At 61.9% G+C, this 12,535-nt stretch carries 10 protein-coding genes; 8 read left to right on the top strand and 2 right to left on the bottom strand.

Features of this window, described 5'->3' with window-relative positions; all coding sequences use genetic code 11:
• Positions 1-161: 161 nt before the first annotated feature.
• Positions 162-680 (bottom strand): glycine cleavage system transcriptional repressor, encoded by a 519-nt coding sequence (locus tag BMZ46_RS27585; RefSeq protein ID WP_007959830.1) that lies wholly within the window; start codon positions 678-680, stop codon positions 162-164.
• A gap of 454 nt (positions 681-1,134) precedes the next feature.
• On the opposite strand from BMZ46_RS27585, the gene BMZ46_RS27580 reads away from it, so the two are divergent.
• Positions 1,135-3,312, top strand: a complete 2,178-nt coding sequence (locus tag BMZ46_RS27580; RefSeq protein ID WP_074692165.1) for a malate synthase G — start codon at positions 1,135-1,137, stop codon at positions 3,310-3,312.
• A gap of 262 nt (positions 3,313-3,574) precedes the next feature.
• On the opposite strand, the gene BMZ46_RS27575 is transcribed toward BMZ46_RS27580, so the two are convergent.
• Positions 3,575-4,021, bottom strand: coding sequence for a response regulator (locus BMZ46_RS27575; RefSeq protein ID WP_074692163.1), 447 nt, complete (start codon positions 4,019-4,021; stop codon positions 3,575-3,577).
• Between the two features lie 253 nt (positions 4,022-4,274).
• On the opposite strand from BMZ46_RS27575, the gene BMZ46_RS27570 reads away from it, so the two are divergent.
• From BMZ46_RS27570 to BMZ46_RS27540, 7 genes are all read left to right on the top strand, one after another.
• Positions 4,275-6,215: a putative nucleotidyltransferase substrate binding domain-containing protein gene (locus tag BMZ46_RS27570; protein WP_074692160.1), complete on the top strand. Its 1,941-nt coding sequence runs from the start codon at positions 4,275-4,277 to the stop codon at positions 6,213-6,215.
• Positions 6,212-6,919, top strand: a complete 708-nt coding sequence (locus BMZ46_RS27565; RefSeq protein ID WP_039768033.1) for a 3'-5' exonuclease — start codon at positions 6,212-6,214, stop codon at positions 6,917-6,919. Before BMZ46_RS27570 ends, BMZ46_RS27565 begins: the two co-directional genes overlap by 4 nt.
• A gap of 110 nt (positions 6,920-7,029) precedes the next feature.
• Positions 7,030-7,548 carry an RNA polymerase sigma factor gene (locus tag BMZ46_RS27560; protein WP_039768032.1) on the top strand — a complete coding sequence of 173 codons (519 nt, stop codon included), beginning with the start codon at positions 7,030-7,032 and terminating at the stop codon, positions 7,546-7,548.
• Positions 7,545-8,516 carry a FecR domain-containing protein gene (locus BMZ46_RS27555; RefSeq protein ID WP_074692158.1) on the top strand — a complete coding sequence of 324 codons (972 nt, stop codon included), beginning with the start codon at positions 7,545-7,547 and terminating at the stop codon, positions 8,514-8,516. Before BMZ46_RS27560 ends, BMZ46_RS27555 begins: the two co-directional genes overlap by 4 nt.
• Before the next feature lie 178 nt (positions 8,517-8,694).
• A complete protein-coding gene (locus BMZ46_RS27550) occupies positions 8,695-11,121 on the top strand; it encodes a TonB-dependent siderophore receptor (RefSeq protein WP_039768030.1) in 2,427 nt (808 codons plus the stop codon).
• Positions 11,122-11,194: 73 nt separating this feature from the next.
• Positions 11,195-12,325 carry a PepSY-associated TM helix domain-containing protein gene (locus tag BMZ46_RS27545; RefSeq protein WP_039768029.1) on the top strand — a complete coding sequence of 377 codons (1,131 nt, stop codon included), beginning with the start codon at positions 11,195-11,197 and terminating at the stop codon, positions 12,323-12,325.
• A complete protein-coding gene (locus tag BMZ46_RS27540; RefSeq protein WP_039768028.1) occupies positions 12,322-12,501 on the top strand; it encodes a hypothetical protein in 180 nt (59 codons plus the stop codon). Before BMZ46_RS27545 ends, BMZ46_RS27540 begins: the two co-directional genes overlap by 4 nt.
• Positions 12,502-12,535: the final 34 nt, after the last annotated feature.

Genomic DNA, 12,535 nt, shown 5'->3' with positions numbered 1-12,535 from the left:
GTTATCCACAGCGTGATCCCCGCCGTTTGTGCGCAAGTCACTGAATGCTGGCGGTTTTTTGATCAATCTTCGCCAAGCCACAGCGGACGTAGCCTGGCGCTCAGTCTCTACAGGTTATCCACAGGCAGGTGCACGCTAAAACTGGATAACCCATTCCGCTCTCATGGATCAGTGCGCAACACCAGTTCCACCATCAAGTCATCGGCCAGGGTTTCCAGGCGCGATTGCAGCACGTCCAGCGACAGGGTCAGCGGCACTGCCAGGATCGCCTCGGCGTGGAACAGCGGTTCGCTGCTCATCGGCGCCGGGCGCACTTCGGTCACCAGCCGTTCGAGGTTGACGCCCTGCTCGCTCAGCAACCGAGTAATGTCGCGCACGATACCGGGACGATCATTGCCCACCAGTTCCATGGCGATCGGTTTCCAGGTGCAGGCCTGCTCGATACCGCTTTCGGCCACCAGCACGCGAATGCCCTGTGCCGACAGTGCTTGTAAGGCATCGACTAATTCGTCGTAAGCCTCCGCCGGCACACCGACCCGCAGGATCCCGGCGAACTGCCCGGCCATGCGCGACATGCGGCTTTCCAGCCAGTTGCCGCCGTGTTCGGCGATGCATTGGGCGATGCGCTCGACCTGCCCGGGCTTGTCCGGTGCGAAGACGGTGAGTACGAGGTGATCCATGGCGCAGCCCTCTTGTCATGACTTTTGTTATAGAAGAGCAAGTATAGGCAAGCGTTCCACAGACGCCTCAGACGCTCGAAGTCACAAATCGTGTACAACTTTTTATATTTAACTGGAACAATCCATTGGTTTTTTGAGAACATCCCGTTCCGCGCCGTGACCGCAATGCGTCATGGGGTCGCAGAACGACGTAATTAGTCTGATTTTCACAACCGCAACTCATCATGTAGTATGCCGCAGCGCGCACTACATAACGCTGGATCGATGTCTGCCCAAGGCATGTTCGCAACCCTGAAAGCCCCGTCAGCAAGGCCCCCAAGCCGTTGATTGGTCCCAACCCAGCCGCCAGCGATGGCATGTACTGGTCGAAGGGTTTGTGGTTTAAATGGCCAGAGGCTTCATTGTTAAATTGACGAGCTGAAAAGCGAAATAGCTGAGCAGAGTGAGGCAAGCAATGACTGAACACGTTCAAGTCGGTGGCCTGCAGGTCGCCAAAGTCCTGTTCGACTTCGTGAACAACGAAGCCATTCCCGGTACCGGCCTCACCGCCGACAAATTCTGGGAAGGTGCCGACAAGGTCATTCACGACCTGGCGCCGAAGAACAAAGCCCTACTCGCCAAACGCGATGACTTCCAGGCTCGTATCGATGGCTGGCACCAGAGCCGTGCCGGTCAGCCGCACGACGCCGTGGCCTATAAAGCCTTCCTGCAAGAGATCGGTTATCTGCTGCCAGAAGCGGCTGATTTCCAGGCAACGACGCAAAACGTCGATGACGAAATCGCCCGTACCGCCGGCCCGCAACTCGTGGTGCCGGTGATGAACGCCCGCTTCGCCCTCAACGCCTCGAACGCCCGCTGGGGTTCGCTGTACGACGCCCTGTATGGCACCGACGCCATCAGCGAAGCCGGCGGCGCGGAAAAAGGCAAAGGCTACAACAAGGTGCGTGGCGACAAAGTCATCGCCTTCGCCCGTGCGTTTCTCGACGAAGCCGCGCCACTGGCGACCGGCTCCCACGTCGATTCCACCGGCTACAAGATCGCTGACGGCAAACTGGTCGTCACCCTCAAGGGCGGCAGCACCAGCGGCCTGCGCAACGACGCACAGCTGATCGGTTTCCAGGGTGACGCCAATGCGCCGATCGCGATTCTGCTGAAAAACAACGGTCTGCATTTCGAAATCCAGATCGACGCCAGCACCCCGGTCGGCCAGACCGATGCGGCCGGCGTCAAAGACATCCTGATGGAAGCAGCGCTGACCACCATCATGGATTGCGAAGACTCCGTGGCTGCCGTCGATGCCGACGACAAGGTAGTGATCTACCGCAACTGGCTCGGCCTGATGAAGGGCGACCTGGCGGAATCCGTGTCCAAGGGCGGCCAGACCTTCACCCGCACCATGAACCCGGATCGCACCTACACCAAGGTCGACGGCAGCGAACTGACCCTGCACGGCCGCTCGCTGTTGTTCGTGCGTAACGTTGGTCACCTGATGACCATCGACGCGATCCTCGACAAGCACGGCAACGAAGTGCCGGAAGGCATCCTCGACGGTCTGGTGACTTGCCTCGCGGCGATGCACAACCTGAACGGCAACACTTCGCGCAAGAACACCCGCACCGGTTCCGTCTACATCGTCAAACCGAAGATGCACGGCCCGGAAGAAGCGGCGTTCACCAACGAGCTGTTCGGTCGCATCGAAGACGTGCTGGGCCTCAAGCGCAACACCCTGAAAGTCGGGATCATGGACGAGGAACGCCGCACCACGGTCAACCTCAAGGCCTGCATCCAGGCGGCCAGCGAGCGCGTGGTGTTCATCAACACCGGTTTCCTCGACCGCACCGGCGACGAAATCCACACCTCCATGGAAGCCGGCCCGGTGGTTCGCAAGGCTGACATGAAGGCCGAGAAGTGGATCGGCGCCTACGAAAACTGGAACGTCGATATCGGTCTGAGCACTGGCCTGCAAGGTCGTGCGCAAATCGGTAAAGGCATGTGGGCGATGCCCGACCTGATGGCGGCGATGCTCGAACAGAAAATCGCTCACCCGCTGGCCGGCGCCAACACTGCCTGGGTTCCGTCGCCGACCGCCGCTGCGCTGCACGCGCTGCACTACCACAAGGTCGACGTGTTCGCCCGTCAGGCCGAGCTGGCCAAACGCGCGCGCGCTTCGGTCGATGACATCCTGACCATCCCGCTGGCGGTCAACCCGAACTGGACCCCGGAGCAGATCAAGAACGAACTGGACAACAACGCCCAGGGCATTCTCGGTTACGTGGTGCGCTGGATCGATCAGGGCGTGGGCTGCTCGAAAGTGCCGGACATCAACGACGTCGGCCTGATGGAAGACCGTGCAACGCTGCGTATCTCCAGCCAGCACATCGCCAACTGGCTGCGTCACGGCGTGGTCACCGAAGCGCAAGTGATGGAAAGCCTCAAGCGCATGGCGCCGGTGGTGGACCGTCAGAACGCCAACGACCCGCTGTACCGTCCGCTGGCCCCGAACTTCGACAGCAACATCGCCTTCCAGGCGGCAGTCGAACTGGTGATCGAAGGCACCAAACAGCCGAACGGCTATACCGAGCCGGTCCTGCACCGTCGTCGTCGCGAGTTCAAGGCTGCCAACGGCCTGTAACCTGCGCGGATGCCGGACATGAAAAAGCCCTGATCTTTCGATCAGGGCTTTTTTTGTGCTCGTGAATTTGAGATTGGTGAAGGGCTTTGGATCGCCCCCTCACCCCAACCCTCTCCCCAAGGGGTAGAGGGGGAAAGGGAGCAGATAGGGGACTTTTCAGAACCTGAGTTCGACTCAATATTTCAGGTCGGTGTATCTCGAACATTCACCTCGGTCAGTCCTCTCTCCCTCCGGGAGAGGGTTAGGGTGAGGGGGCTTTGGCTTAAGGCTCAATGCCCAGCTCATGTCTGACGAGACCGAGCAACTTGGCGGTATCGATCGGTTTGAGCAGGAAATCCACCACGCTCAGATGCATAGCCGCAATCGCGTCCTTCACGTCGGCATCGCCCGAAACAATGATGATCGGCATCGCCGCCCGTACCGATTCACGCACCTGACGAATCAGGTCCAGGCCATCGACATTGCCCATCCGCAGATCGGTGATCACCAGGCCGATGGAGGGCCTTTCCTCGAGCATCTTCAGCGCAGACTCACCGCTGGCCGCGGTCATGCAACGAATACCGTCCAACCCGAGAATCTCCGACAACAGTTCCCGGGCGTCCCTGTCGTCATCGACGATCAATACGCGCTGCGGTGGCAGATCGGGTTCGAGCATTACAGCGCTGAGCGCTTCGCGCTCGGCGTCGCTCAAAATATCGTGGTCGGACATGGCGTTCTCTACGTTTTCAATTCGATCCCCTGGCACAGTGGTCAGACATCGCTGGGCAGAGCTTCAATGTGCACTTCGTCGGATTTTTTTCCAAGGGGCGAACCGAAGAATTTCCGACTGATTTTGTAGGGCATATCCGAAAATTCCCCAACGGCATGCCCAACCTAGACTTACGTCCAATGGGCACCCCGCGCGATGGGGTCGACCATGGCTGCAACGATCCGACAACAACAATTCGAAAAAGACTGCGGTAATGGTTATGAGTAAAGCGGACGCCTTCACCCAGGCAGGGAAAACCGCGGTGTTGCAGAACATTCAGGGCACTTTGCAATTCCTCCAGCGCTTCCCCCCTTTCAATCAAATGGAACACGCCCACCTGGCCTACCTGGTGGAGCAATGCCAGCTGCGCTTCTACGGTCAGGGCGAAAGCATCATCAAACCCGCCGACGGGCCGGTCGAACACTTCTACATCGTCAAGCAGGGCCGGGTGGTCGGCGAGCGGCCGCACACGGCCAAGGGCGGCACCGAAACCACATTTGAAATCACAACCGGCGAGTGTTTTCCCCTCGCCGCGCTGCTCGGCGAACGGGCGACTCGCACCGAACACCTGGCCGGCGAAGACACCTTCTGCCTGCAACTGAACAAACTGGCGTTCATCAAGCTGTTCGCCCTCTCCAACACCTTCCGCGACTTCGCCCTGCGCGGAGTCAGCAGCCTACTGGATCAGGTCAATCAGCAAGTCCAGCAGAAAGCCGTGGAAACCCTCGGCACCCAGTACTCGCTGAACACCCGTCTCGGCGAATTGGCCATGCGCCATCCGGTGACCTGCAACCCCTCCACCCCACTGCGCGAAGCGGTGAAGTTGATGCACGAACAACAGGTCGGCAGCATCGTCGCGGTGGACGAACACAAGGCCCCGCTGGGGATTTTCACCCTGCGCGACCTGCGGCATGTCGTGGCTGAAGGGGCTGGCGATTTCAGCGAGCCGATCGAACGGCACATGACGCACTCGCCGTTCTATCTTTCGCCGGATCACAGCGCCTTCGACGCGGCGATTGCCATGACAGAACGGCACATCGCCCACGTGTGTCTGGTCAAGGATCGACGCCTGTGCGGCGTGGTTTCAGAACGGGATCTGTTCTCGCTGCAACGGGTCGATCTGGTGCACCTGGCGCGGACCATCCGCAGTGCCCAGCGGGTCGAACAACTGGTGACCCTGCGCGGCGAGATCGGCCAACTGGTGGAGCGCATGCTGGCTCACGGTGCCTCGTCGACCCAGATCACCCACATCATCACTCTGCTCAACGATCACACCGTGTGCCGGGTGATCGAACTGACCCTCGCCGAAAAAGGCGACCCCGGTGTGCCATTCAGCTGGCTGTGCTTCGGCAGCGAAGGCCGGCGCGAGCAGACGCTGCACACCGATCAGGACAACGGCATTCTGTTCGACGCGCGGGATGCGGCCCATGCGGCGGAGATTCGCGGCAAGCTGCTGCCCATCGCCCAGCAGATCAATACCAGCCTGGCGCAATGCGGTTTCACCCTGTGCAAGGGCAACGTCATGGCCGGCAATCCGCAGTTGTGCCTGTCCCGCGCCGAATGGGCCCGACGCTTTGCCGCGTTTATTCGCGAGGCGACGCCGGAGAACCTGTTGGGCTCCAGCATTTATTTCGACCTGCGCGTGGTCTGGGGTGATGAACAGGGCTGCGAGCAATTGCGCCGGGGGATTCTCGATCAGGTCGGCGACAACCGTCTGTTCCAGCGAATGATGGCCGAGAACGCCTTGCGCAACCGTCCGCCGGTTGGGCGATTCCGTGAGTTCGTGCTGACCCGCAAGAACGGCGAGAAAGCCACGCTGGACCTGAAAATCCAGGGCCTGACACCCTTTGTCGACGGCGCACGTTTGCTCGCACTGGCCCATGGCATCGACGCCAACAACACCCTCGAACGCTTTCGCCAACTGGTGGATAAAGAAGTCATCGACCGGCTGGATGGCGCCGCGTACGAAGAGGCCTACCACTTCATCCAGCAGACGCGCATGCAGCAGCATCAACTGCAGACCCGGGAAAACCAGCCGTACTCGAACCGGGTCGATCCCGACAGCCTCAATCATCTGGACCGGCGCATCCTGCGTGAATCCCTGCGCCAGGCCCAGCGCCTGCAAAGCAGCCTGACCCTGCGGTATCAGCTATGAGCCTGTTTTCGTGGCTGCGTCCGGCCAGCCCCGTTGTGCCGGACGACCTGCAACAGCGCCTGACGACACTGCCGGCCATCGGCGAGCTGCGCGAGTGCAGTCTGCGCGAACAACGCTGGGTGGTGCTGGATCTGGAAACCACCGGGCTGAACCTGAACAAGGATCGGGTGCTGTCGATCGGCGCGGTGGTGATCGAGGACGGTGCGATCGACTTCAGCCAGCAATTCGAACGCACCCTGCAATGCCGCGAGCTGAAACTCGGCCCGAGCGTGTTGATTCACGGTCTGGCACCGAGCGCGATTGCCGCCGGCAGCGAGCCCACCGAAGCCCTGGTCGAGCTGCTGGAGTTTATCGGCGACAGTCCGGTGCTGGCGTTTCACGCCTCGTTCGACCAGCACATGCTCGGCCGCGCGCTGAAAGAACATCTGGGGCACAAGTTGCAGACGGTGTTCCTCGATGTGGCGCAGATCGCCCCGCTGGTTTGCCCGCAGGCACACATTCGCGAGGCGGGGCTGGACGAGTGGATCGACTGGTTCAAGCTTGAAGTGTTCGAACGTCACCATGCGAGCGCCGATGCTCTGGCTACCGCGGAACTGGCGCTGATCCTGTTCAGCCGGGCACGCCAGCAGCAGATCCACAGTCCGCTGAATCTGCAGCAACGCTTGAGTCAGTGGAAACGCCGCCAGCAGACGCATTCGTTCTGAATCCGGGTTGCCGCCCGACAACCCGACCGGTGGCCAATTGCTAACCATTCCCACCTCTGCCACAATCGCGAACAATTCTCGTTAGTTAACACTTCCCAGTCGGTGTCGTCGTGTCTTCAGCCCAAAGCCCTCATAGTGAGCTCGTCGGTGCGTTGTATCGCGACCACCGCGGCTGGCTGCTGGCCTGGCTGCGGCGCAACGTGGCTTGCCCGCAACGCGCCGAAGACCTGAGCCAGGACACCTTCGTCCGCCTGCTCGGCCGCGACGAACTGCTGACGCCCCGCGAACCCCGGGCGTTTCTGGTGGCCATCGCCAAAGGCTTGTTGTTCGACTACTTCCGCCGGGCCGCGCTGGAACAGGCGTATCTGACCGAACTGATGCTGATCCCCGAGGGCGAACAACCCTCGGTCGAAGAACAGCAACTGATCCTCGAAGACCTCAAGGCCATCGACCGCATGCTCGGCAAGCTGTCGACCAAGGCCCGCGCCGCTTTCCTCTATAACCGCCTCGATGGCCTGACCCACGCCGAGATCGCCGACAAACTCGGCGTGTCGGTCCCGCGCGTACGCCAGTATCTGGCCCAGGGTATTCGACAGTGCTACATCGCGCTGTACGGTGAGCCAACATGAGCCCGGCCAGTTCCCGACCGGTCCCGGCCCATGTGCTGGATGCGGCGATTGCCTGGCAATTGACCCTCGATTCCAGCACCCCACTGGAGCGCGAAGAGTTCGCCAAGTGGCACGCGGCCAACGAAGAACACGCCCGCGCCTGGCGCCAGTTGGGCATGCTCGACCAGCGTTTCAGCGTGGCCAAGGGCCCGGCACGCAGCGCGTTGCTGCAATCGCGCGAAGGCATCCGCCGCCGGGTGCGCAAGCTGGGCAGCGGGCTGGCCAGTGTCGTGGCGGTGGTCGGTCTGGCGTTGTTTGCCGGCGAACGTTATCTGCCGCTGGATTACTGGCTCGCCGATCAACGCACCGCCACCGGCGAACAGCGTACGGTGCGTCTGGCCGATGGCACCGTGCTCAACCTCAATACCCACAGCGCGGTGGATGTCCGTTTCGATGAAAAACAACGCCTGATCGTGTTGCAGGAAGGCGAAATTCTTGTCGAAACCGGTCACGGCGATGCGCGGCCATTCATCGTCGAAACCGCCGAGGGCAGCATGCGCGCCTTGGGCACGCGGTTCCTGGTCAAGCGCGAAGACGCCGGCACGCGTCTGAGCGTGTTGCAGTCGGCGGTGGCGGCGCATCCGCAATCCGATCCGCAGGAACAGATCCTGCGCGAAGGCCAGCAAGTGCTGATCCGCCACAACGGTCTGGATTCGGTGGTGGCGCTCAACCCCGGCGCCGATGCCTGGACCCGCGGCATGCTGGTGGTGGACAACGCGCGCCTGGAAGACCTGGTGCGTGAACTTGGCCGCTATCGTCGCGGCCATCTGGGCATTGCGCCGGAAGTCGCCGACCTGCGCATCACCGGCAGTTTCCCGCTGCACGACACCGACAAGGCGCTGAACGCCCTGCTGCCGACCCTGCCGGTGCAGATCGAACAGCACACGCCATGGTGGGTGACCGTGGCCAAGGCGGATCCGAAGCCCTGACATTCAGCACTGCCTGCCCACGACAGGCCGCCTGCCACCCCCCTGAAAACGGACTTTCTGCTGACTTGCGCAGCGATGTCGTTCGTTAATCGAAATTATTTTCATCCAGCCCTATCACTTTTCGAATCTCGTCCGGCACACAGGCAATTGAGAAATATTTCCATTCAGGAGCCGCCGTATGTCCCGTTCGCTAGACACCTTGTTGCGCCCCAGTTTGCTGGCGGTCGCCATTGCCCTCTGCACTCCGCTGGCCAGCAGCCAACTGATCGCCGCTGAACAGGCATCGAGCGTGCGCGCCTACAACCTGCCGGCGGCTCCGTTGTCGACCACCCTGAACCAGATCGCCAGCCAGGGCGGCCTGACGCTGTCGCTGAACCCGTCGCTGGCGGCGGGCAAGACCTCGGCGCCGGTCAACGGCCAATATGACGCGGCCGGCGCCCTGCGCGCGGCGCTGCGTGGCACCGGTCTGCAACTGGAACAGAGCGGCGCTGGCACCTACACCCTGGTCGCCGTGCCGGAGGGCGCGATGGCTCTGCCGGAAACCTCGGTGATCGGCGTGGAAAACTTCGAAAGCGCCTGGGGCCCGGTCGAAGGCTACACCGCCACCCGCACCGCCGCCGGCACCAAGACCGACACCGCACTGGTCGAAGCGCCGCGTTCGATTTCGGTCGCCACGCGCCAGCAAATGGAAGACCGCGGCGTGCACAGCCTCGATGACGCCGTGCGCTACATGCCGGGCATCACCGCCAGCAGCTACGGCAGCGACACCCGCGCCGACTGGCTGCGCGTGCGCGGCTTCGAACCGACCCAGTTCCTCGACGGCCTGCCCCTGCCAAAAGGCGTGTACGCCAACCCGAAACAGGAAACCTGGAACCTCGACCGTCTCGCCCTGCTGCGCGGCCCGGCCTCTTCCGTCTACGGCCAGACCCCGCCGGGCGGCCTGCTGGACATGGTCAGCCGTCGTCCGAGCGATGTGCAGAGCAGCGAAATCCAGCTGCAATACGGCAGCGACAACCACCGCCAGATCAACTTCGCCAGCACTGGCAAGATCGACGACGCCGGCCAGTTTCTCTACGGCCTCAGCGGTGTGGTACGTGACAGCGGCACGCAGATCGACCACGTCGACAACAAGCGCTACAACATCGCGCCGAGCCTGACCTGGAACATCGACGACGACACCAAATTCACCCTGCTGACCCAGTTCACCCGCGACGATACCGGCATCACCAGCCAGTTCCTGCCGGTGCAGGGCACCAAGATCGACATGCCGTTCGGCAAGGTTTCCCACCACAAGAATCTGGGCGATCCGGACTGGGAATATTACGACCGCACCTACTACGCGCTGGGCTATGCCTTCGAACATCGCCTGAACGATGTGTGGCAGTTCAAGCAGAACCTGCGCTACACCAAGTCGGATCTGTCGTTCCAGGGCATCACCGTCGGCTCGTATCCGTTCACTCAAGTGGACAATGACGGCAACGTCGGCCGTACCACGACCATCGTCGACGAAGACATCAGCCAGTTCGCCGTGGACAACAACTTCCAGGCCGACTTCGCCACCGGTGACATCCGCCACACCCTGCTGCTGGGTCTGGATCACCAGCGCAGCAACACCAACTACACCTCGATCTTCGGCAGTGCGCCGGAGATCAACGTGAACAACCCGATCCATGGTCAGCCGATCGTGCGTCCGGCGCGCTCCACCGCGTTCTATGACTACAACCAGAAGACCTACCAGACCGGCCTCTACGTTCAGGACCAGATGGCCCTGGACCAATGGCGCCTGACCCTGGGCGGTCGTGAAGACTGGGTGCATACCAGCACTCAATTCATCAACAAGGGTGACGCCACCAACACCCAGCGTGACAAGGCGTTCAGCGGTAACGCGGCGATCAGTTATGTCTTCGACTCCGGTTTCGTGCCGTACCTGTCCTACGCCGAATCGTTCCAGCCGACTACTGGCGCCGACGCCTCGTCGACCGAATCACTCAAACCCACCGAAGGCAAGCAGTGGGAACTGGGCATCAAGTACCAGCCACCGGGCAGCAAGACCCTGCTGACTGCGGCCGTGTATGACCTGACCCAGAAAAACGTCTCGGTCAGCTCGTTCGTCAACGGCGTATCAATCACCAGTCAGACCGGCGAAGTGAAGGTCAAAGGCCTTGAGCTGGAAGCCGTCTCCGACGTCACCGACAACCTGAAGGTCATCGCCGCGTACACCCTGGCCAAGTCCGAAGTGCAGAACGGCGCCGACAAGGGCAACCGCCTGCAACTGATGCCGAATCAGCAAGCGTCGCTGTGGGCCGATTACACCTGGCACAGCGGTGTGCTCGACGGCTTCGGCATCGGTGCCGGCGCGCGCTACACCGGCAACACCTACGGCGACAAAGCCAACACCTGGCTGGGCAAGGCGGACGCCTACACCGTGTTCGACGCCGCCGTGCATTACGACCTCGGTCGTCTGGACAACAGCCTCAAAGGCGCGTCGCTGGCACTCAACGCCACCAACCTGCTGGACAAGGATTACATTTCCACCTGCGACAGCTTCTACTGCTACTACGGCGACCAGCGCAGCGTCGTCGCCAGCGCCACTTACAAGTGGTAAGCGCCTGAGCTGAACAGGCCCTGCAACCAGGCCGTCCCTCGTGGACGGCTTGGGTGTTTTTGAAGGTCATGAAATGAAAAGTAAAACCATTCGCCGCTGGTCCTTCGTCCACACCTGGACCAGCCTGATCTGCACCGTGTTTTTGCTGCTGCTGGCCCTGACCGGCCTGCCGCTGATTTTCCATCACGAGATCGACCACCTGCTGGGCGATGCGCCCCAGTTGCGGGTGATGCCGGCGGACACGCCGCATCTGAACCTGGCGCAACTGGTCGAAGCGGCGGAAAAGCATCGGCCCGGCGAAGTCGTGCAATATTTCGGCTTCGAAGACGACGAGCCGAATGCCGTGCTGACAATCATGGCCAGGACCGCCGGCACCGAGCCCAACTCCTCGCACACCTTCATGCTCGACGCGCGCACCGGCGAAGCCCTGGAAATGCCGTCGGCCAACGGCGGGCTGATGCTGTTTATCCTGCGCCTGCACGTCGACATGTTCGCCGGGCTGCCGGGCAAGCTGCTGCTGGCGTTCATGGGTTTGCTGTTCGTGGTCGCGATCGTGTCCGGCACGGTGTTGTACCTGCCGTTCATGCGCCGCTTGAAGTTCGGCACGGTGCGCCAGGACAAATCCACCCGCCTGCGCTGGCTCGACCTGCATAACCTGATCGGCGTGGTGACCCTGACCTGGGCGCTGGTGGTCGGCGTGACCGGTGTCATCAGCGCCTGCGCCGATCTGCTGATCGCCGCGTGGCGGGCCGAAGCCCTGACGACCCTGATCGCGCCCTACCGCGATGCCCCGCCCCTGACGCAACTGGCCCCGGCCACCCGTGTGCTGGAGATTGCCAGTGACGTCACACCGGGGATGAAACCGGACTTCATCGCCTTCCCCGGCACCCGGTTCTCCAGCGAGCACCACTACTCGGTATTCATGAAGGGCGGCACCCACCTGACCTCGCACCTGCTGACCCCGGTGCTGATCGACGCCAGCACCCTGCAAGTCACGGCGGTGGCAGAGCGACCGTGGTACATGGACGCCATGGGCATGTCGCAGCCGCTGCACTTTGGTGACTACGGCGGCATGCCGATGAAAATCCTCTGGGCCACGCTGGACGTGCTGACCATCATCGTCCTCGCCAGCGGCGTGTACCTGTGGGTGGTACGGCGCAAGGCCGCGAAACCGGTGCAGGAACCGGCGGAGGCCTCTGCATGAAACCGCGTCAGTCGAATTTCTGGAAAGTCTTCAGCACGCCGCTGGTGATCGCGCTGCTGAGTGCGGCGGGCCTGTTCGCGGCGTTGCTGGGCGACGGGATCTGGGATGGTTTGAGCTGGATTGGTCTGGGCATTCCGGCAGCCCTTGCCCTGCGCGGATTGCTGCAACATCGCTGAACGGCTTGAGCCTGACGGGCAACGCGCTATGCTG

The sequence above is a fragment of the Pseudomonas sp. NFIX49 genome, assembly GCF_900115915.1.
Taxonomy (GTDB): Bacteria; Pseudomonadota; Gammaproteobacteria; order Pseudomonadales; family Pseudomonadaceae; genus Aquipseudomonas; species Aquipseudomonas pharyngis.
The sequence above is the reverse complement of the archived record's forward strand: the minus strand, read 5'-3'. Positions and strand labels throughout refer to the sequence as shown.